Raw genomic sequence first — 19,389 nt, 5'->3', positions numbered from 1 at the left:
AAACCCTGTTCTGGCCATGGTGCATGGTCACCGGGTTCGGACCGGTGACCATGCAGGCTGGCCGGGCAAGTGTTCACGATGTTCTGAGACATAAACTGTTCACGATGTCCTGGGCTGGGACAGCCGGTTAGAACCGGCCGCAACGCTCACGAGTCAGTAGGGTCGCGGGCATGGTGCTGCACAAGGGAAAGCCGAGTTCCGAAACGCGTCGCGGTGGGACGAATCCGTTGTATACCGGGGCAAACCCGGCACTGGCGGCGGAGCTGACGCTGCCCCATGACAGTCTCATGGACAACCCGCTGCCCCCGGACACCGCGCTCCAGCTGGTCCGCGACGAGCTGATGCTCGACGGCAACGCGAAGCTCAACCTCGCCACGTTCGTGACGACGTACATGGAGCCGCAGGCCCGTGAGTTGATGGCCGACTGCGTCGACAAGAACATGATCGACAAGGACGAGTATCCGCAGACGGCCGAGCTCGAGCGCCGCTGCGTCAATATCCTCGCCGACCTATGGAACGCCCCGGAGCCGACGGACATCATCGGCTGCTCGACCACTGGTTCGTCCGAAGCCTGCATGCTCGCCGGGATGGCGTTCAAGCGCCGCTGGTCGAAGCTCGGCCGCAGCGGCAAGCCGAACCTGGTAATGGGCGCGAACGTCCAGGTCTGCTGGGAGAAGTTCTGCGAGTACTGGGAGGTCGAGCCGCGGCTGGTGCCGATGGACGGCGACCAGTTCCACTTGACCGCCGAGGGCGCGATCTCGCGCTGCGACGAGAACACCATCGGGGTCGTCGCGATCCTCGGGTCCACTTTCGACGGTAGCTACGAGCCCGTCGCGGAGATCGCCGCCGCACTCGACCAGCTTCAGACCGAGCGCGGCTGGGACATCCCGGTGCACGTCGACGGCGCGTCGGGCGCGATGATCGCGCCGTTCCTCGACTCGGACCTGGAGTGGGACTTCCGGCTGCCGCGCGTCGCGTCCATCAACACGTCCGGGCACAAATACGGCCTGGTGTACCCGGGTGTCGGCTGGGTGGTGTGGCGCAACAAGGCCGCGCTGCCCGCCGAGCTGGTGTTCAACGTGAACTACCTCGGCGGCGACATGCCGACCTTCGCGCTGAACTTCTCGCGGCCGGGCGCCGAGGTCGCCGCGCAGTACTACACGTTCGTCCGGCTCGGGCGCGAAGGCTTCCGCGCCGTCCAGCAGGCGTCTCGCGACGTCGCGACAGAGCTCGCGGACCGGATCGGCGAGCTCGGCCCGTTCCGGCTGCTGACCCGCGGCGACGAGCTGCCGGTGTTCGCGTTCACCACCAAACCCGAGGTGACCGCGTACGACGTCTTCGACATCTCCAGGCGGCTGCGGGAGCGCGGCTGGCTGGTGCCAGCGTACACGTTCCCGGAGAACCGGACCGACCTCGCCGTGCTGCGGATCGTGGTCCGCAACGGCTTCACCCACGACCTCGCGGACCTGCTGCTCGGCGACCTGAGCCGCATCCTGCCGGAACTAGCAGCCCAGCCCGCGCCCTCGCATGACCCCGCCCTGAGCACAGCGTTTCACCACTAGGACTTCGCGCGGGCGTACTGGTCGGGCCAGGCGACGTCGGCGCCGAGGGTGTTGGCGGCGCGCAGCGGCCAGTGCGGGTCGCGGAGGAGTGCCCGCGCCAGGAAGACGGCGTCAGCCGCGCCTGAAGCGACGATCTCCTCGGCCTGCTCGGCGTCGGTGATCATGCCGACGGCGCCGGTCGGGATGCCGACGTCGGCACGGATCCGCCGGGCGAACGGCACCTGGTAACCCGGTCCGAGTGGGATCTCCGCCTTCGGGGTGTTGCCGCCGGACGACGTGTCGATCAGGTCGACACTGCGCTCACCCAGCAGCCGCGCCAGGCGGACCGAGTCGTCGATCGTCCAGCCGCCCTCGGTCCAGTCGCTGGCCGAGATGCGCGCGAAGACGGGAACGTTCTCGCCGACCTCCGCGCGGACGGCCTCGGCGATCTCCAGCGCCAGCCGCACACGCCCGTCGAAGTCGCCGCCGTAGCCGTCGGTCCGGGAGTTGGACAGCGGCGAGTAGAACTGGTGGACCAGGTAGCCGTGGGCGAAGTGCAGCTCGACGAGGTCGAACCCGGCGTCCAGCGCGCGGCGGGCACCGGCGGCGAACAGCGCGGGGATCGCGGCGACCTCGGACTCGGTGAGCGGACGCGCCGAGTCGTAGACCCCGAACGCCTGCGCGTCGGCGCCGACGGACTGCCAGCCGCCCTCGCTCGCGGGGACACTGCCGTTGCCGTCCCATGGCCGGATCGTCGACGCCTTACGCCCGGCGTGGTTGAGCTGCATACCCGCCGCCGCGCCGCGAGCGTGGATGAAGTCGGTGATGCGGCGCCACGCGGCGACCTGGTCGCTGTTCCAGATCCCGACGTCCTGCCGGCTGATGCGCCCGTCCGGGGTCACGGCGCTGGACTCGGTCAGCACCAGCCCGGCACCGCCCGCGGCGAACTGGCCGAGATGGACCAGATGCCAGTCGTCGGGCAGTCCGTCGGTGGCGGAGTACTGACACATCGGCGAGACCCAGACCCGGTTCGACAGGGTGAGGTCGCGCAGCTTCAGCGGTTCGAAAAGGTGGCTCACACGTATTTATAGCGTGCGCGGCTCAGGGTTTCTTCCTTCGAGTGCTGTTTCCCACCTGAAAAAGGCACCGTGCGCTACCTGCGAGTAATCTCCGGAGAATGAGTGTTGCCAAGGACGAGCGCACAGCGCTGGCCGATCTTTTCACCGAACTCGGGCCGGATGCCGCGACCCTCTGCGAAGGCTGGACGACGCGGGACCTCGCCGCGCACCTGATCATTCGCGAGCACCGCGCCGACGCGTCGCCCGGCATCATGATCCCGGCGTTCGCGGGGCATACCCAGCGCGTGCAGGACAGCTACGCGGCCCGGCCGTACGACGAGCTGGTGAAGCTGTTCCGCGCCGGCCCGAGCAAGTTCTGGCCGACGTCGATCGGCAAGCTCGACGAGCTCACCAACACCGCGGAGTTCCTCGTCCATCACGAGGACGTCCGCCGCGCGCAGCCCGACTGGAAGCCGCGCCCCGCCGAGCCCGTCCGTGACGCGGCGACGTGGAAGAACGTCAAGCAGTCGGCCAAACTGAACTTCCGCAAGACACCCGTCGGGGTCACCCTGCGCACCCCCGACGGCCGCGAGGCCGTCGCCAAGGCCGGCGAGAACCCCGTCACGGTCACCGGTGAGCCGATGGACCTGCTGATGTACGCGTTCGGCCGCGCGGCGGGCGCCAACGTCACGTTCGACGGCCCGGAGTCCGCTGTCGAGGCACTCCAGGGCGTCAAGCGCGGGATGTAGGTTTCCGGCGGGACCCCGCGAACGAGGAGACACCGTGCCGATCATCAACGTGAACATGCTTCCCGGCCGCACCCAGGACCAGAAGCGTGACCTCGTCCGCGAACTGACCGACGCGTTCGTCCGCACCTGCGGCAGCAAGACCGAGAACGTCCGGGTGGTCATCACCGAGACCCCCGGCGAGCACTGGGGCATCGGCGGGATCCTCGTCTCCGACCGCGACTGAACGCCGCCACAGCAGTTGTCCACAGGTTCACAGACCTGTGGACAAACTGCTGTGGACAACTCTCTGATCAGCGCAAACCGACGGCCCGCAGGGCGAAGTGGACCTCGATCAGGGTCTGCTTGATCGTCTCGGTGGTGACCAGCGAGCCGTGCCCGGCGTCGTAGCGGTAGAACTCGTACGGCAGGTCGCGCTTGGCGAGCCGGTCGAGGTAGTTCTCGATCTGCCGGATCGGGCACCGCGGGTCGTTGTCGCCGGCCAGGACGAGGACGGGCGCCGCGACGGCCTCGACGTAGGTGATCGGCGAGCACTCCCTGTACACCGCGCCGACCGTGTCCGGCGCGCCGCCGAACAACGCGCGGTCGAAGGACCGCAGCTGCTCCATCTCGTCCTCGTACGCGGCGACGTAGTCGGCCACCGGGACGCTGGCGACGCTTCCGGCCCACCGCGTCGGCTGGGTTCCGATGGCGAGCAGCGACAGGTAGCCGCCCCACGAAGCGCCGTTCACCACGCACTTGGTGGGGTCGGTGAGCCCGCTTTCGACGGCCCAGTCGTACACGGCCGCGACGTCTTCCAGCTCGGTCAGGCCGGGCCGTCCCTCGATGGCGTCCCGCCACGCGGAGCCGTACCCGGTCGAGCCGCGGTAGTTCACCTCGACGACCGCGAAACCGGCGTCCAGCCAGGTCGCGCGGTATGCCGAGAAGCGGTCCTCGTCGGCTGAGTGCGGCCCGCCGTGCAGCGAGAAGACCGTCGGCAGCGGGCCATCCGGCGCGTCCGTCGGCCGGGAAACCAGCGCGTGGATCTGCCCGCCGATCCCCTCGACGAACGTGTCGGTGATCGGCGCGGACTCAGGCGCGCGCTCACCCGGCGGTTCGAGCAGCACGCTGTCGGTGCCGTCGGGCGTCCGGACGCGCACGGCCGTCGGCTGCGCGGCGCTGGACCACGAGTATTCGACGGAGCCGTCCGGGCGGACGCCGGCGCCGCCGATCCGCCCCGGCGGAGTATCCAAAGAGGACAGAGCGCCGGTGGCGATGTCGTACCGGAACAGCGAGCTGCGGCCCTGGTGGAAATGCGCGACGAGCAGCGCGTCGGCCGTCGGGTACCAGCTCGCGGCGACCTCGCCCGGCAGGTCGAGCTCGATCTCGGCCTCGGTGTCGGCCTCGACGTCCCAGATCATCAGCTCCTCGCGGCCGCGGCGCTCGTGCACCACCAGCATCCGCGCGTCGCCCGCGATGGGGGAGAACTCGAGAGCGCTGAGTCCCTTGCCTTCGCCGTCCCACTTCTCGGCAACGGTGGAGAAGTCGCCCGTCGCGAGGATCCGCAACGCCGGGTGGCGCGAGTCGCCGTGCTCGGAATGCGAGATGGTCACGAGCCGTCCGTCTCGGGACATCGACGCGATGCCGGCGTCGTCCTCGTGGGAGTAGAAGAGCGACGTCTTGCCGTCGGCATGGGCGAAGAGCTGGCTGCCGTCGTCGGTGGACACACCCACCACGACGAGGTTCTCGCCGACCTCGAGCCCGGCCGGGTAGCCGTCGTGGACGTCCGGCACGGCCCGCTCGGCGGCGGCGCCCCCGGCGAACGGCTCGCGGACCCACGAGCCGAACTCGTCGCCGTCGGTGTCGTTGAACCACCAGATCCACGCGCCGTCTGGCGAGGGGAAGGCGTGCATGGTGCCGTTGGGGCGGTCGGTCACCTGGCGGTGCTCGTCGGTCGCCCGGTTCCAGGCGTAGACCTCCCAGACCCCGCTGGCGTTGGACACGTAGAGGTTGACGTCCGGTGCGTCGATCGCCCAGTCCGGCACGGACAGGCGTTTGGCGTGGAAACGGGCGCGCCATCGCGACTCGGCTTCGGCGTCGTCGAAGAGGCGGTCCGGGACCACCGCGGGCGGATACTGGGTGCCAGGCGCTGTATTCACCCCTCGATCCTGCCAGGTTCAGCCCGTACTGTGTGCGGGGTGCTAGAGGGTTATGCGCCGGGCTATGCGCGGGACGCGATTTCGATGATGGCCGGGCGCAGTGCCCCGGACCGTGCTGAGTTCGTCCTGCCCCTGTTGACCACGGACTCCCGCGTCCTCGACGTCGGCTGCGGACCCGGCTCGATCACCGTCGGGCTGAGGCCGGCCGCCTGGGTGCTCGGCGTCGACACCGAGCCGGGGCAGATCGCGCTCGCGCGCGCCGCCGCCCAGCATCTGTCTACTGTGGACTTCCTGGCCGCGTCCGTGTACCACCTGCCGTTGCCGGACTCGAGTGTGGACGTCGCCTTCTCCCACGCGCTGTTCGAGCATCTGGCGCGGCCCGCCGACGCGCTGGCCGAACTGCGCCGCGTGGTGCGCCCCGGCGGCTCGATCGCATTGTCCACTTCGGACTGGAGCCGGGCGAAGCTGCGGCCGCGGACGGGCAATGTGGAGGCCGCGCTGCGCGGGCACTTCCTGCTGCGCAAGCGCTCGGGCGGGGACCCGTTCGCCGGGCGGCGGCTGGCGGAGAACGTCGAGCAGGCGGGTTTCCAGGTGGCCAGGATGCGGACCCGGCACCGGCCGGACATGACGTACCGCCAGCTCGCCGAGTACGTCGAAGTGCGGCTCATCGCGGCTTTGCAGGAGCCGGGTGCCGACCGTGAGCAGCTCGCCAGCGCGGCCAGATCTGCTTGGGCGTGGGCGCGCGGCCGCGACGGCGACTTCGCCCAGCACTGGACCGAAATCCTCGCGACCCGGTAAGCAACCCAGTCAACGCAACCACCGGGGGTCCAGGGGGCTCGCCCCCCGGCGGGGCCCGGGGTTCGACCCCGGAAAATAAAAAGGAAGATCCTCGCTCGCGTCTTCCGCGAGCAAGGATCTCCCAGATCTACCGTCGGGGTGGCGGGATTCGAACCCACGACCTCCTCGACCCGAACGAGGCACGCTACCAAGCTGCGCCACACCCCGATGTACTGCGTTACTGCTTTTTGGGCCGAAAGGAAGTCTAGCTGATCCCGTTTGGCGGGCGTACTGGGGCCTACTGATCGCGTGCGACCAGCGTCAACAGGCTCGCTTCGGGCGGGCAGGCGAACCGCACGGGGGCGTACGGCGAGGTGCCCAGGCCGGCGGACACGTTGAGCCACATCCGGGCGCCCCAGCGGGAGACGCCGCGGGCGCGCGAGCGGTCGAGCTCGCAGTTGGTGACGAGCGCGCCATAGCCGGGCAGTCGCAGCTGGCCGCCGTGGGTGTGGCCGGCGAGCACCAGGTCGTAACCGTCTGTCGCGAACGCGTCGAGCACCCGCGGTTCCGGTGAGTGACTGAGGCCGAGCCGCAGCACCGCGGCGCTGTCGGCTGGGCCGGAGATGTCGTCGTACCGGTCGCGGCGCAGGTGCGGGTCGTCGACGCCGGCGGCGAACACCTGCTGCCCGGCGACCTTCATCGTCCGGCGGACGTGGGTCAGGTCGACCCAGCCGTGTTCGACGAACGCGGCACGCAGGTCGCGCCAAGGCAGCTGGACGCCGTGGATGCGCTTTTTCCGGCCCCTCGGCATCAGGTAGCGCGCGGGGTTCTTCGGCTTCGGCGCGTAGTAGTCGTTGCTGCCGAAGATGAACATGCCCGGCCTGTCGAGCAGCGGCCCGAGCGCGCGGAGTACGGACGGCACGGCCTGGTGGTGCGACAGGTTGTCCCCGGTGTTGACGACCAGGTGCGGGTCGAGCTTGTCGAGGGCCGCGACCCACCGCTGCTTCGACTGGTGGCTGGGCAGCATGTGGAGGTCGGAGATGTGCAGAATCCGGATCGGGCGCGACCCCGGCGCCAGCACCGGCACCTCCGCGGTCCGCAGCGTCCAGTGCCGTCGCTCGATCCCGGCGGCATAACCCAGCGTCGCCGCGCCGAGGACCATCGTCCCCACGGCGAGGCGTTTCGCGAGGGCCCCTGCGGTGTTCTTGTTACTCAGCGTGCTCACAAGGTTCAGGATACGTGCGTCCTCCCGCTTGCGGGTGATTGGCATTCTCCTGGCCCAGTCCCTGCCTCGAACCAGTCCGCCAGCGTGTTGACGCCGCGGTGCAAGCGGCGGAAGACAGCCGCAGGATCCGCCCGGCCCTGGCTCGGCCGGGACGGCGCTCGCCGACAAGGTTTCGACGGCGTCGCGCAACCATTTGCGCAATGCTTCGACGGACGGCGTGTGCGGCGCGGCCAGGGCTACTCTCGCTGAGCTTTCGAGAGCCGTGGCTGCACTTGAGGGTTGCCGGGTGACTGATCTCGGGAGGACCGTGAACATGGTAGAAGTCGGCCTGAGAAGAAACGAGGTTTTTTACCGCCTGCACGTGCAATGTCCATTTCGTGTAGTGCGGGGGGATCGAATCCTTCTCGGAGCGGTCGACATTCTCTGAAGCGGTCAGGTTTGAAATATTTCCAGCGTGTTCCGGCGTGGTGGAAAGTTGGCGACTCTTCGAAAAGGGATCTGATACTCACTACGTCTATCCAGATTCGGCTGATCGTGATTGATTTGTGACGGTTGACAGTGTGCGCCGGATATCAGGCGGCAGGGGCGACGGTTCCGCCGTTGATGTGGTGGCGCTTCAGCGAATCGGCGACGAAGCCGGTGGCCTTCATCTCCTCGACGAACGAGGCAAGCAATGCCTGCGCCTCGGCTCCTCGGCTGGAAGGTGTGCCCATGGCCTGCTGGATCACCATGAAACGTCCCGGTAGCACACGCAAACCGGGCGCCCGCTGAGCTTCGTCTTCGAGTACTTGGCGGATACCGGCTGCCACTTCGACGTCGCCCGCGCGCAGGGCTGCGAGTGCGGCTTTGGCGCCTTGCAAGTGGACGATCTCGGCATGGCTGGTTTCGCGCGTGAGGAACAGGTCGTAGGCGCTGCCCGACCCGACTGAGATGCGTCGGCCGGCGGCGTCGATCTGTGCGTTGTCAGTCAGACCCGACGACTCGGGCACGAGGTAGCTGCCTTCGATGAGCACATAAGGCGCGGTGAACAACAGCCCCTCGCTGCGTGCCGGATCGATGGCGAAGAAGCCGATGTCAGCCTGCTCACCCTTCACCGCATCAACCGACGCCGCGGCCTTTTCGAACACCACGAGTTCGATCTCGACGCCGAGCCGCCGCGCGAACTCGTGCGCGAGATCGATCGACACCCCAACCGGATTACCGCTCGCGCCCCGGTTCGCCAGGATCGGGTTGCCGAGGTTGATCGACGCCCGGAGTGTCCCTTGAGGAGCGAACGTGGAGACGAGTGCGGGATCAATCGGCTGCGGCGTCATAGGTCCGAGTTTAGCCAAAGCAGTTGCCGGAGTTGCGCGCTACTTCGGAGACGAACTCGGCCAAACTGAAGTCGTTGGCGCGGAACTGCTCGAGAACGATCGTTCCACCTCCTTCATAGCAGGGCGATACCCCGATAGAGCCGAATGCTCCCGATCGGTTGACGTATATCTGCGTTTTCATGACGATGCTCGAGCTGCCACGGTGAATGCTATTGGTTCCAACAGCCGACTGAGTCATCGTCTGCTTGATCTCGTCGTCGGTCAGTGTTCCGTCTTGTGACGCAAGAGGGAGGCTGTCAGCGGCGCTCTGTGCCTGCCGTTGCGCGTCGGCTGTTGCCTGCTGGAGGACACGATCATTGGTGCTGGGCAACCCATAAGTGTCCCAGAAGAATATCAGGAGGCCGATCAGAATGGCGCCGCCGAGCAGCCAGGAGACAGTCCTGACTGCTCGACGGCTGGGGTTACCGGTGTTGCTCACGAGCCATGGTAATCATCGTCCCCCCAGGTCGGTTTTGTTAGGAAATGCCGCCGGCGCTGACGTAGAGCGTAATCGTCGCGCCCGGAGCGACCAGGCCCTGCGGTGTTTGCCCGAGCACCTGTCCGACCCCGGTCTTGCTCTTGAGGTTCTGTGTCGTCACGTTGTAGCCCGCCGCCTTGAGGACGTTCGTGGCGTCGTCCGACTTTTTGCCGATGGTGAACGGGACGATCGGGCCGTGGTCGCCGATGTCGAGGAACGCGGGGTCCGGGCCGGGCAGGGGCTGGTCGGGCTGGCCGGCCAGGATCTGGTTGAACGCATCGAAGTAGGCGGGACCGGCGATGGGGCCACCGAAACCACCGCTCACGGTGCAGGCATCGGAGCTTCGGATCGGGTACGTCTTGCAGATACCTTCAGGCCGGATGCTGCCGTCCGCGAACACCATCGACGTCACCGCGTAGTCGTTCACACCGCCGACGAACGCCACCGACTTGTTGGCGTTGGTGGTCCCGGTTTTCCCGTAGTCGGGGCGTGTCCAACCGGCCGCGTGTGCCGCCGCCGCCGAAGTACCGTTCACCGTGTCCTGGCTCAACCCGGCCAGTAGTGTGTTCGCGACGGACTGCGAGATCACCTGCTCGCACGGTTCGGTCGGGAACGAAACCGGCTTGCCGTCCCGGTCGGTGATCGAGCCGATCGGGTTGGGCGGGCACCAGACGCCGCCGCTCTTGATAGTGGCGGAGACGTTGCTCATTTCCAGCGGACTGACCGCGCTCACGCCGAGCGTGAACGATGGTTTGCTTTGGTAGTACTCGCTTTGGGGGAGCGAGTAGGCCTTTGTGTCCTGCGATCCTGTCGGCACGTTTTTCGGGCTTGGCGCGGTGCCGACAGCGTTGGACTGCAAGGTATTGCGCAGACCGAGCCGGTAGGCCATGTCCAGCACCTGGGGCATGCCCGTTTGCAGTTCCAGGCCGACGAACGCCGTGTTGGGTGAAATAGCGAGTGCTCGGGCCAGGGTGATGGGATCTTCGTTCGGCTTGTTGTCGTTGTTCAGCGTGTAGGGAAGATCGCGTTTGGTCGCGTTGGGTATGGGGAAGGTCGCTACCTGCGGATTGGACATCTGCGTGTTCAGCCCGACTTTGCCGTTCTCCAACGCCGCCGCGCTGGTGAAGATCTTGAACGACGACCCCCCGCCGAAGGCGTTCGCGGGCTCGGATATCAGGTTGTGGTTGAACTCGCCCTTCGAAATATCGTTACCGAAGGCACGGTTCGACACCATGGCGACCACGTTATGACTCTTGTCGCCGGGTTGGACCACCGAGAACGCTTGCGAGATTCCTGGTGCGTTGGGCGGAACCTGCGGGACGTTCTTCAGGATCGACGCGCGAATGGTCCGGGAAATGTTCCCGTCCATGGTGGTCTTGATCGTGTAACCGCCGGTGATCAGATCGTCGAGGCTGAAACCCGCGTTCTGCAGGTATTCCTCGACGTACTGGCAGAAGAAGCCGGCCTCGGGAGCGGCACCGGTGCAGTTGGCGCTGGGCTTCTTCGGGCCGTCGGGGACGACGCCGAGCGGCTGGGATTTGAACTTGGCCGCGTCGGCGGCGGCGAGCTTCTGGTTGTCGACCATGCGGTCGAGCACCAGGTTCCGGCGCTTGGTGGCCGCGTCCGGGTGCTTCCACGGGTCGAAGGTGATCGGGTTGTTGACCAGGCCGGCGAGCAGCGCCGCCTGCGGGACGGTCAGCTTCTCCGGCGTGGTGTCGAAGTACGCCTGGGCGGCGGCGCCGATGCCGTAGATCGACCCGGCGAACTCGACGATGTTGAGGTACCCGGTGAGGATCTGCGCCTTCGAGAGCTTGGTCTCCAGCTGGATCGCGATGCGTGCTTCCTTGAGCTTCCGCGAGACCGACTGCTCCCGTGCCTGGGCCTGCCCGGCCTTGTCGTTGCGATACACGACGTTGATCAAGTAGTTCTTCACGTACTGCTGGGTCAGCGTCGAGGCGCCCTGGGTGTCGCCGCCGGTGCCGTTGCTGACCGCCGCGCGCAGGGTGCCCTGCCAGTCGACGCCGTGGTGGACATAGAACCGCTTGTCCTCGGTCGAGACCAGCGCCCATCGCATCGCGTCGTTGATCTGGCTGGTCGCGACCGGCAGCCGGTACTGGTCGTACAGCGTCGCGATCGTCGCGCCGGAGGAGTCGGTGATGTTCGTGACCAGCGGCGGCGGGACCTGGGCGAGGTCGGACGAGGTCTTGTCGACCGTCTCGCTCGCCTGGTTCGACAGGACCCCGGCAGCACCCGCGATGGGGAAAAGCACCCCGGCGACGAGCACCCCCGCGAGCACACACAGGCCAATGAGCTTCAGCAGACCGTCCGTTTTGCGCACGCGGCCAGGGTACGCGGAACGGGTATGACCGCCGTGACGTGCGCGCCCCGAACGCCGATTTCGGTCACAAAACAGCCCCCATGTGGTGACGTTCCGTAGTGGAAGGCATTCTGGTACTGGCGGGGGGAACCGAGGGCCCCTACAGTCCGTCAACGTCTCACGAAGAAAAGCCAGCGGACGAGTGGAGTGGGCGAGAGCCCGCCTGGTCGTCCTGAGGCAGCCGGCGCCGGGGAGGTGTCGGTCGACCGACGTGAGCTACGGGAGACGCGCTCGCAGGGGGTAGGGGCGGCAAGATCGCTTTCTTCACCCGGCAGGTGTGTCGAACACCAGTCAGGAGGGGAGCTGGGGGCATGGAAACCAACCAGTCGAGCTGGCGGATCAACGCCTTGTGTCGCGACACCGACCCGGACGGCCTGTTCGTCCGCGGTGCCGAGCAGAACAAGGCGAAGAACGTCTGTATGGGGTGTCCGGTACGGGCGGAATGCCTGGCCGAGGCCTTGGATAGCCGGATCAGCTTCGGCATCTGGGGAGGGATGACCGAACGTGAGCGGCGGGCGTTGCTGCGTCGGCGTCCGGACGTCGACAACTGGCGTGAACTCCTCGATTCGGCGAAGGAGCGCTTCGTAGGCGTCAGCTGACTCGTGAGTGTTCCGGCCTGCCCGGGTGCGGGTGTCCCGCAGGACACCGGAACCGGCCGGAACACTCACGAGCCAGCGAGCCGCTCGCCGATGTCACGAAGGCCTTCGACGTCGTGGACGTCGCTGGGCAGCGCCGGGACCCGCACCACCGGGACCTCGGGATGGGCTTTGGTGAAGCGGGCGAGCAGCCGCGTCTCGCGCGCCTCCAGGGTCACCCTGTCGGCGTGCAGCCGGAGCACGGCCACAGCCAGCGGCAGCGCCTTTTCGCCGTGCTCCAGCGCGTCGGCCGCGGCGGTGGCTTTCGTGCCGGAGAGCTTCGCCAGCACCGGATGGGTCCGGTTCGCGACCAACCCGGCCAGCGGCATGGACTCCTCCGACAGCCGCTCCACGAAGTAGCTCGCCTCGCGCAGCGCGTCCGGCTCGGGCGCGGCGATCACCAGGAACGACGTCCCCTTCGACCGCAGCAGCTCCGACGTCTTGCGTGCCCGCTCGCGGAACCCGCCGAACATGCTGTCGAAGGCCTGCATGAACGCCGACGCGTCGGCCAGCAGCTGGCCGCCGATGATCGTCGACACGGCCTTCGCGAAGATCGAGAACCCGGTCGTGACCACCTTGCGCAGGCCCCAGCCGCCCGCCTTCGCCGGCCCGGTGAGCAGGCGGATCATCCGGCCGTCGAGCGCGCTGGAAAGCCGCGTCGGCGCGTCGAGGAAGTCCAGCGCGGACCGGCTCGGCGGGGTGTCGACGATGATCAGGTCCCAGTCGTCCGTCGCCGCGAGCTGGCCGAGCTTCTCCATCGCCATGTACTCCTGCGTACCGGAGAACGACGTGGAAATGGTCTGGTAGAAGGGATTCGACAGCAGCGCCTCGGACCGTTCCGGCCCGGCGTGCTTGCGCACCATGTCGTCGAAGGTGCGCCGCATGTCCAGCATCATCGCCCAGAGCTCGCCCTTGGGCTCGAAACCCTCGACGACCACCTGCCTCGGGTGGTTGCCGAGCTCCTTCAGCCCGAGTGCCTGGGCGAGCCGCCGAGCCGGGTCGATGGTGAGCACGACGGTCTGCCTGCCGCGCTCCGCCGCCCGCAGCGCGAGCGCCGCCGCCGTGGTCGTCTTGCCGACCCCGCCGGAACCGCAGCAGACGATCACGCGGCTCTTCGGGTCGTCGATCAGGGCGTCGATGTCGAGTAGGACGTCGGTTTCCTCGGGCATGTCAGCGCACTCCCTGGGCGATCAGGGCCTCGGCCAGGTCGTACAGCGCCGCGACATCGACGCCGTCGGTGAGATCGGGCAGCTCGAGCGTCGGCAGGTCCGCTTCGGCGAGTTGCTCACGTGCGCGCTGTTCGGCCGCGACGCGAATCGCGTGCTCGACGGTCTCCTCGACAAGCGCGTCCAGCACGTCGGCGCTCAGCTTCAGTCCGGCCGACGCGAGCCCGTCGCGCACCCGCGAGGCGTCGACACGGCCGTCCGCGGCGGCGGTGACCGAGCGCGCCGGCAGCCGCGGCGGGCGGACGCGGTTGACCAGCACCGCGCCGGGCCGCAGATCGGCGCCGTCCAGCTCGGCGACCGCCTCGACGGTCTCCCGCACGGGCATCTCCTCCAGCAGGGTCACCAGGTGTACCGCGGTTTCGCCGGAATGCAGGAGCCGGACCACGCCGTCGGCCTGGCCGCGGATCGGGCCGGTCTTGGCGAGGTCGGTCAACGCCTTGGTGACGTCGAGGAACTTCACGACGCGGCCGGTGGGCGGGGAGTCGACGACGACGGCGTCATAGGTGTGCCTGCCGTCGGACTCGGTCCGCCCGACGCACTCCTTGATCTTGCCGGTGAGCAGCACGTCCCGGAGCCCGGGCGCGAGGGTCGTGGCGAACTCGATGGCGCCCATGCGCCGCAGTGTCCGCCCGGCGAAGCCCAGGTTGTAGAACATCTCGAAGTACTCGAGCAAGGCGGCTTCGACGTCGATGTGCAGCGCGCGCAGCTCCCCGCCGCCCGGCGCGGACGCGATGCGCTGCTCGGCGTAGGGCAGCGGCTCGGTGTCGAACAGCTGCGCCACCCCCTGCCGCCCTTCGACCTCGATCAGCAGCACCCGGCGCCCGCCGGTGGCCAGCGCGAGTCCGAGCGACGCGGCCAAGGTCGTCTTGCCGACGCCTCCCTTGCCGCTGACGAAGTGCAGCCGGGCACGCGCGAGTTCGTCGGTCCAGCCGCCGGGGGGAGTTGTCACCTGTTCACCCTAATTCAGTCCTCAGCTGGCCAGCAGTATGACGCTGACCGCTGCGACCACCACCACAACGATCCCCCAGGTCACCATCGTGGGGAGCACGGTGAGCATCACCACACCCAGCAGGATCAGGATGGTCAGCGTCACCGCCCCGGCGATCGCGACCGTGCCCGAGTTGTTCCGATGGTCGCGGGTCTTGGCCATCACGATCAGCACGAGCGGCACCCCTGCCGCGGCCAGCAGCACCGTCGCGATGATTCGCCAGGTCTCCACCCCTCAACGTTAGCGTCGGCGCAGGGCCGTGAAGGCCTAGTTGAGTGCGCCTTACGCCGTGAAGGTGGCCTTCACGACACGTCGCAGTGCCGCCGGTGACTAGCTCCCCAGCGGAGTGGCGGGGGAGCAGGGCACGGGCTTGGCGTGTGCCGGGTCGAGGGCGTTGAGCACGTGGCCGGCCGCGTTGCGGTCCGCGGCGAGGCCGAGGTGCTCCGCGAAGTCCAGGCCGCAGGTGTCCTGCAGGACGATGTTGGTCACGTTGGGGCCGGTGCCCAGCCCACTCGTGTAAGGCGAGACGAGCTCGTCGTAGCGGGTGACGATGTTGGTGTACGTCACGCCGGGCTGGAAGATCCCGTTGCCGCTGTGCAGTTTGCCCAGGAAGTCCGAACCGTGCAGGAACTCCGCGCAGGAACCGCAGACGGGGTTGAGCACGCCGTCGACGACAGGCCGCAGGCCCAGCCCGCTGACGAACTGATAGAGGTTGGACAGGCCGAGCAGGGTGGTGCCGTCCCACAGCGGCGTCAGGCTGACGTACTTGTCCACTTTGGACGCGCCGCCGAGGAACTTCACGTAGTAGCTCGGCATCAGCGTGCCCTCGGAGTGTCCGAGGATGTCCACTTTGGCCGCGCCGGTGGCGGCGAGCACCTTGTCCACAAAGGCCGAGAGCTGTGCCGCGCTCTGTTCCATCGGCGCGAGCCCTGCGGGCTGGTAGATCGGGACTCCGGTCGCGGGCGCACCGTAGGTCAGCGTGAAGACGCAGTAACCGTTGTTCGCGAGCAGCGGGCTGTACGTCTGCCAGTTCACCGTCTGGTTCGCGCCGAGGCCGTGGGTGAGGATCACCGGTTCGGGATGCCCCGAACTCGGCCGGCACGACCAGTTGTTCGCGCCCGGTGGCGGGCTGTCCGCGGCGAGGAGCTGTTGCGTCACGCCCGGCGCCAGGTTGTAGGGCACCGGCAGCGTCGCCGCCTGTGCGCCGGGCGCGACCAGCAACGTCAACGCCGCGGCCAGCACGATTGAGACCAGGGACTTCATTGTCCGCATGCCCGACTCCTTAACTACTCACGAGTAGGTGTGAAGTGAACCACACGACCGCCGGGTGGGCCAGTGGTTCACTGGCTTGGCGCAGTCCCGTCGACCGCGACACAGGGCACCGCGAACGCATGGCGCGGGTCGAGCGCGTTGAAGACCTGCCCGATCGCGTTCGGATCGGCGGCCAGGCCGATATGCGTGATGTGGTCGCTCGGGCAGGTGTCCTGCAGGACCACATTGGTCACGTTCGGCCCAGTGCCCAGCCCGCTGGTGTAAGGCACGATGTTGTGGTCGTAGCGGGTCACGATGTTGGTGTAGGTGATCTGCGGCAGGAAGATCCCGCCTTCGTGCATCTCGCTCAGGAAGTCCGACCCGGTCAGCAGTTCGGGGCACGCCAGGCAGTTCGTCATCAGACTCGTCAGCGAGCCGAGCCGGAGCGCGCGCAGGATCGCGTAGAAGTCGGCCAGTCCGTCGAGGTTCGTGCCGTTCCACACCGGAGCGAGGCTGACGTACCGGTTGATCTTGCCGCCGCCGTCGAGCTTCTTCGCGTAGTACGTCGGCACCATCGTGCCCTGCGAGTAGCCGACTATGTCCACTTTGGCCGCTCCGGTGGCGGCCAGCACGTTATCCACAAAGGACTGCAGTTCACTGGCGCTGTACTCGATCGGCATCAGCCCACCGACCACGGTGCCGACCACCGGCGCGTTCGGCAAAACGCCGTAGGTCAACGAAAATGTGCAGTAACCGCGTTGGCTGAGCTGCGGGCCGAGCACGGCCCAGGTGGTGTCCTTGTTGTCGTCGGTGCCGTGGACGAGCACCACGGGATCCGGATGTGCGGCGCTCGGGAGACACGACCAGTCGTTGACCCCGGGCAGCGCCGCCGCGGTCGCGGGGGCGAGCAAGCCGGCTAGTAGGACGGATGCAGCGATAAAGCCGACTTTACGGCGACGCAAGTGGAGCTCCAGGGAGTCAAGAAGATGTCACCCTTGAGATTCCTGCAGTTTCAGCGTCCTGCCTAGGACACATCAGGGTGGACTCTGGGTCAGTGGCCGTCACTCTGCGCAATATTCCTGGCTTGCCGCCGGCGAGGTTGCCGCCTTGGCTACGCTCGCGCTATGAGCGCCACCAAATGGGAGTACTCCACCGTTCCCCTGCTGATCCATGCGACCAAGCAGATCCTCGACCAGTGGGGCGAGGACGGCTGGGAGCTGGTCACCGTGCTGCCGAACCCGTCGGGTGAGCAGCACGTCGCCTATCTCAAGCGACCGAAGGGCTGATCGATCACCATGACCTGGAGCGCTCGCCTCGCCGAACTCGGCATCGAACTTCCCGGCGTGGCCGCGCCGCTGGCCGCCTACGTGCCGGCCGTGCGCAGCGGCTCGTTTGTCTACACCTCCGGCCAACTGCCGTTCGTGGACGGCAAGCTTGCGGCCACCGGTAAGGTCGGCGCCGAGATCAGTCCCGAGGAGGCGCAGGCGTTCGCCCGTACTTCGGCGCTCAACGCGCTCGCCGCGGTGCACGCCTTGGTCGGTATCGACAACGTCACCCGGATCGTGAAGGTGGTGGGATTCGTCGCCTCGGCGGACGGCTTCACCGGCCAGCCGGCGGTCGTCAACGGCGCGTCGGAGCTGTTCGGGGAGGTTTTCGGAGAGCAGGGCGTGCACGCCAGGTCGGCGGTGGGCGTCGCGGAGTTGCCGATCGGCGCTCCGGTCGAGATCGAGATCATCGTCGAGGTGGCCTGATGGACCCGGATATCGAACAGTCTTCCCACGAGCTGCTGCTCCGCCTGGCGGGACGGCTGCCGGACCAGCTGCTGTGGCGGTTCCGCGACTGGCTGGGCGAAGGCGCGATGGGCACACTCGCCAGGACGCTCCCGAGGTCTTTGCTTAAGCACAGGATCGATCTGGACCAATCCGAGTATCGCCTGCTCGTGGCGGGGCTGATCCCGCACGGCGCCGATTGGCATCAGGTCAGTTCCACTCTCGGGGTAGACGATGTCACCGAGACCAGGTACACATTCACGGGGAGTACGCCCGAATGGGTTAACTCCGTCGATTCAGTGTCCGTCTTGCTTCACGCAGCGTTGCGTGGACGACCGGACGTTGGTGAAGTGCGGCAAAGCTGGCGGCACGGTGTCTCTGGCAACAGCGACGCCGCTGGTGAGGGTGGGGTCAAGCGGGTACTGGTGGTCACGGCGTTGTCTTCACTGCCGAGGCTGACCGGTGAGCTGCAACGCGTACTTCGCGTGCTGGGTGACGAAGAGCCCAGTGTCGAGGTCCTGCCCCCGCGCTTCGAGTTGACCGATTACCACCGCTCGGCGCTCGCGAGTTCCGAGCTGGTGTGTGTCGGCGCTGTTGACGCCGGACATCGACTGGTAGCCGCTTAGCGCTCGCTCCTCCAGCGAGCTTGGAGGGAGCAAAGCATGGTGGAGGTCAACGAAGGGCCGCCCATCGACGGGTTTTCGGTGCCACTGCGGCTGCACAACCTGCTGCTGGCGCTGGCGGGCCGCATCGATGACAGCGCGTTGACCGAGGCGCGGGAGCTGATCGCTCGTGCGCACATCGACGAGGCCGTCGAGCTGACCACCGGCACGCTGATCGCCGGCCGGATCCCGGTCCGCTCGGCCGAGCAGCGCGAACTCGCGCTGGTCCTCGAGATGAGCCGGTCCGACGCCACGCTTGCGAACGAGCTGCTGGTCGACGAGCACGAGACGATCCACCGCCACCGCTTCACCGGCGAGAACGACCCCGAGGACGGCATCGCCGTCGCGCTCGACCGCACCCTGCACGTACTGCCGGACGTGCGGTCGGTGCACGCGGTGTGGCGCAACACCCCGGCCGGCAGCGTGCCCGGGGCGCTCCCGCAGCGAGTCGTGCTGATCGAGATCGGCCCCGAGGGCAACCCGCCGGCGGTCGCCTTCCGCGTGGACACCGCGTTGCGGCGGGCCGGTATCCGGTCGGTCGTCGAGGTCAGCGGGCCCGGCGTCAGCCAGTCCGAATACCACCGTGACGCGGCTGCGGCGGCGAGCCCCGTCTGGGTGACGGGCAGCGCGCCGAGCAGCACTCCACCACCGCCGGCCGCGATCGCGCAGGCGTTCAAGCCGTTCAAGGGCGATCCGGCGTCGTCCTCGCCGTCGAAGGACACCGTGGCGTTCTCCGCCGACCCGGACGCCCCGAGCAGGCACGGCCTGCGCCCGGTGCCGCCGCCCACGCCGATCGTCCCGGTGGTGCCGATCGTCCAGCCCGACTCACCGCGGGTGGAATCCCGCGCGGAACGGACGGCGGACCTCTCGCCCGCCGAGGTCGCGCAGCTGCGGCAGGCGCTGGCGGAGGACCCCGAAAAGGGCCGCGCGATCGCCGAAGGCAAGCCGAGCATGCATGAGGTCGTCGAGTTGCCCGCCCTGGACCTCGATGATCCGAACCTGAGCGAGCGGGACCGCGCGCTGCTGCGCGAGCTCCACGCCGAGCTCGCCGAGCGTGAGCGTGCCGAGGCGGCCAAGATCCGGCTCAACGGCGCTTCCCGAGGCCCGGAGCAGCGAGGCTGGTCGGACGGGTTCTCCGGCTGAGCAAGCCGAGTATGTTTCGGGTG

20 protein-coding genes and 1 tRNA gene are annotated in these 19,389 nt (G+C 67.9%); 9 read left to right on the top strand and 12 right to left on the bottom strand.

Annotated features, from left to right (window positions below):
* Positions 1–170: 170 nt before the first annotated feature.
* Positions 171–1,562: a glutamate decarboxylase gene (locus JWQ81_RS29200; RefSeq protein ID WP_297546592.1), complete on the top strand. Its 1,392-nt coding sequence runs from the start codon at positions 171–173 to the stop codon at positions 1,560–1,562.
* Here JWQ81_RS29200 and JWQ81_RS29195 read toward each other — a convergent pair.
* Positions 1,559–2,620 carry an NADH:flavin oxidoreductase/NADH oxidase gene (locus tag JWQ81_RS29195; RefSeq protein WP_297546590.1) on the bottom strand — a complete coding sequence of 354 codons (1,062 nt, stop codon included), beginning with the start codon at positions 2,618–2,620 and terminating at the stop codon, positions 1,559–1,561. The genes JWQ81_RS29200 and JWQ81_RS29195 overlap by 4 nt on opposite strands.
* A 98-nt stretch (positions 2,621–2,718) precedes the next feature.
* Between JWQ81_RS29195 and JWQ81_RS29190 the strand changes: the two genes are divergently transcribed.
* Together JWQ81_RS29190 and JWQ81_RS29185 are read left to right on the top strand one after the other, a co-directional pair.
* Positions 2,719–3,348: a TIGR03085 family metal-binding protein gene (locus JWQ81_RS29190; protein WP_297546588.1), complete on the top strand. Its 630-nt coding sequence runs from the start codon at positions 2,719–2,721 to the stop codon at positions 3,346–3,348.
* Complete coding sequence (locus JWQ81_RS29185) at positions 3,311–3,571, top strand: 2-hydroxymuconate tautomerase (RefSeq protein ID WP_297546599.1); 261 nt, start codon at positions 3,311–3,313, stop codon at positions 3,569–3,571. The genes JWQ81_RS29190 and JWQ81_RS29185 overlap by 38 nt, the downstream gene beginning before the upstream one ends.
* Before the next feature lie 67 nt (positions 3,572–3,638).
* On the opposite strand, the gene JWQ81_RS29180 is transcribed toward JWQ81_RS29185, so the two are convergent.
* Entirely contained in the window at positions 3,639–5,483 is a 1,845-nt protein-coding gene (locus JWQ81_RS29180; RefSeq protein ID WP_297546586.1) for a prolyl oligopeptidase family serine peptidase, read from the bottom strand.
* Positions 5,484–5,522: 39 nt separating this feature from the next.
* Here JWQ81_RS29180 and JWQ81_RS29175 point away from each other — a divergent pair, with 39 nt between their 5' ends.
* Entirely contained in the window at positions 5,523–6,281 is a 759-nt protein-coding gene (locus tag JWQ81_RS29175) for a methyltransferase domain-containing protein (protein WP_297546585.1), read from the top strand.
* 133 nt (positions 6,282–6,414) lie between these two features.
* Here JWQ81_RS29175 and JWQ81_RS29170 read toward each other — a convergent pair.
* The 5 genes from JWQ81_RS29170 to JWQ81_RS29150 all read right to left on the bottom strand — a co-directional run bounded on the left by JWQ81_RS29170 (position 6,415) and on the right by JWQ81_RS29150 (position 11,653).
* Positions 6,415–6,488 (bottom strand) — tRNA-Pro (locus tag JWQ81_RS29170).
* 70 nt (positions 6,489–6,558) lie between these two features.
* Positions 6,559–7,422, bottom strand: a complete 864-nt coding sequence (locus JWQ81_RS29165; RefSeq protein WP_297546598.1) for a metallophosphoesterase — start codon at positions 7,420–7,422, stop codon at positions 6,559–6,561.
* 635 nt (positions 7,423–8,057) lie between these two features.
* Positions 8,058–8,798: a transporter substrate-binding domain-containing protein gene (locus JWQ81_RS29160; protein ID WP_297546583.1), complete on the bottom strand. Its 741-nt coding sequence runs from the start codon at positions 8,796–8,798 to the stop codon at positions 8,058–8,060.
* A 10-nt stretch (positions 8,799–8,808) separates the two neighbouring features.
* A complete protein-coding gene (locus JWQ81_RS29155) occupies positions 8,809–9,276 on the bottom strand; it encodes a hypothetical protein (protein ID WP_297546582.1) in 468 nt (155 codons plus the stop codon).
* A gap of 37 nt (positions 9,277–9,313) precedes the next feature.
* On the bottom strand, positions 9,314–11,653 hold the full coding sequence (locus JWQ81_RS29150; protein ID WP_297546580.1) for a transglycosylase domain-containing protein: 2,340 nt from the start codon (positions 11,651–11,653) through the stop codon (positions 9,314–9,316).
* Positions 11,654–12,003: 350 nt separating this feature from the next.
* Here JWQ81_RS29150 and JWQ81_RS29145 point away from each other — a divergent pair, with 350 nt between their 5' ends.
* A complete protein-coding gene (locus JWQ81_RS29145) occupies positions 12,004–12,291 on the top strand; it encodes a WhiB family transcriptional regulator (RefSeq protein WP_297546578.1) in 288 nt (95 codons plus the stop codon).
* Positions 12,292–12,356: 65 nt separating this feature from the next.
* Here the strand turns inward: JWQ81_RS29145 and JWQ81_RS29140 are convergent, their stop codons facing one another.
* From JWQ81_RS29140 to JWQ81_RS29120, 5 genes are all read right to left on the bottom strand, one after another.
* On the bottom strand, positions 12,357–13,496 hold the full coding sequence (locus JWQ81_RS29140) for an ArsA family ATPase (RefSeq protein WP_297546576.1): 1,140 nt from the start codon (positions 13,494–13,496) through the stop codon (positions 12,357–12,359).
* Between the two features lies 1 nt (position 13,497).
* A complete protein-coding gene (locus JWQ81_RS29135; RefSeq protein WP_297546574.1) occupies positions 13,498–14,502 on the bottom strand; it encodes an ArsA-related P-loop ATPase in 1,005 nt (334 codons plus the stop codon).
* Positions 14,503–14,523: 21 nt separating this feature from the next.
* Positions 14,524–14,772, bottom strand: a complete 249-nt coding sequence (locus tag JWQ81_RS29130; RefSeq protein WP_297546572.1) for a hypothetical protein — start codon at positions 14,770–14,772, stop codon at positions 14,524–14,526.
* A 99-nt stretch (positions 14,773–14,871) separates the two neighbouring features.
* Positions 14,872–15,813, bottom strand: a complete 942-nt coding sequence (locus JWQ81_RS29125) for an alpha/beta fold hydrolase (protein ID WP_297546570.1) — start codon at positions 15,811–15,813, stop codon at positions 14,872–14,874.
* A 68-nt stretch (positions 15,814–15,881) separates the two neighbouring features.
* Positions 15,882–16,703, bottom strand: a complete 822-nt coding sequence (locus JWQ81_RS29120) for an alpha/beta fold hydrolase (protein WP_297546568.1) — start codon at positions 16,701–16,703, stop codon at positions 15,882–15,884.
* Between the two features lie 213 nt (positions 16,704–16,916).
* On the opposite strand from JWQ81_RS29120, the gene JWQ81_RS29115 reads away from it, so the two are divergent.
* The 4 genes from JWQ81_RS29115 to JWQ81_RS29100 are packed head-to-tail and all read left to right on the top strand — an operon-like array spanning position 16,917 to position 19,366.
* Positions 16,917–17,078, top strand: coding sequence for a DUF4177 domain-containing protein (locus JWQ81_RS29115; RefSeq protein WP_297546566.1), 162 nt, complete (start codon positions 16,917–16,919; stop codon positions 17,076–17,078).
* A 9-nt stretch (positions 17,079–17,087) separates the two neighbouring features.
* A complete protein-coding gene (locus tag JWQ81_RS29110) occupies positions 17,088–17,543 on the top strand; it encodes a RidA family protein (protein ID WP_297546555.1) in 456 nt (151 codons plus the stop codon).
* Positions 17,543–18,187: a hypothetical protein gene (locus tag JWQ81_RS29105; RefSeq protein WP_297546553.1), complete on the top strand. Its 645-nt coding sequence runs from the start codon at positions 17,543–17,545 to the stop codon at positions 18,185–18,187. The genes JWQ81_RS29110 and JWQ81_RS29105 overlap by 1 nt, the downstream gene beginning before the upstream one ends.
* A 36-nt stretch (positions 18,188–18,223) precedes the next feature.
* Positions 18,224–19,366 carry a hypothetical protein gene (locus JWQ81_RS29100; protein ID WP_297546551.1) on the top strand — a complete coding sequence of 381 codons (1,143 nt, stop codon included), beginning with the start codon at positions 18,224–18,226 and terminating at the stop codon, positions 19,364–19,366.
* Positions 19,367–19,389 lie beyond the last annotated feature (23 nt).

The organism is Amycolatopsis sp. (genome assembly GCF_025464955.1).
Classification (GTDB): domain Bacteria; phylum Actinomycetota; class Actinomycetes; order Mycobacteriales; family Pseudonocardiaceae; genus Amycolatopsis.
Note: the sequence above shows the minus strand (reverse complement) of the source record. Positions and strands in the feature narration are given on the sequence as shown.

What these genes read in the sequence shown, in the direction of transcription:
- JWQ81_RS29200 (WP_297546592.1), top strand. Translation starts at nt 171, where the DNA reads ATGGTGCTGCACAAGGGAAAGCCGAGTTCCGAAACGCGTCGCGGTGGG.
- JWQ81_RS29190 (WP_297546588.1), top strand. Translation starts at nt 2,719, where the DNA reads ATGAGTGTTGCCAAGGACGAGCGCACAGCGCTGGCCGATCTTTTCACC.
- JWQ81_RS29165 (WP_297546598.1), bottom strand. Translation starts at nt 7,422, where the DNA reads ATGGTCCTCGGCGCGGCGACGCTGGGTTATGCCGCCGGGATCGAGCGA.
- JWQ81_RS29160 (WP_297546583.1), bottom strand. Translation starts at nt 8,798, where the DNA reads ATGACGCCGCAGCCGATTGATCCCGCACTCGTCTCCACGTTCGCTCCT.
- JWQ81_RS29145 (WP_297546578.1), top strand. Translation starts at nt 12,004, where the DNA reads ATGGAAACCAACCAGTCGAGCTGGCGGATCAACGCCTTGTGTCGCGAC.
- JWQ81_RS29140 (WP_297546576.1), bottom strand. Translation starts at nt 13,496, where the DNA reads ATGCCCGAGGAAACCGACGTCCTACTCGACATCGACGCCCTGATCGAC.
- JWQ81_RS29125 (WP_297546570.1), bottom strand. Translation starts at nt 15,813, where the DNA reads ATGCGGACAATGAAGTCCCTGGTCTCAATCGTGCTGGCCGCGGCGTTG.
- JWQ81_RS29115 (WP_297546566.1), top strand. Translation starts at nt 16,917, where the DNA reads ATGAGCGCCACCAAATGGGAGTACTCCACCGTTCCCCTGCTGATCCAT.
- JWQ81_RS29110 (WP_297546555.1), top strand. Translation starts at nt 17,088, where the DNA reads ATGACCTGGAGCGCTCGCCTCGCCGAACTCGGCATCGAACTTCCCGGC.
- JWQ81_RS29105 (WP_297546553.1), top strand. Translation starts at nt 17,543, where the DNA reads ATGGACCCGGATATCGAACAGTCTTCCCACGAGCTGCTGCTCCGCCTG.
- JWQ81_RS29100 (WP_297546551.1), top strand. Translation starts at nt 18,224, where the DNA reads ATGGTGGAGGTCAACGAAGGGCCGCCCATCGACGGGTTTTCGGTGCCA.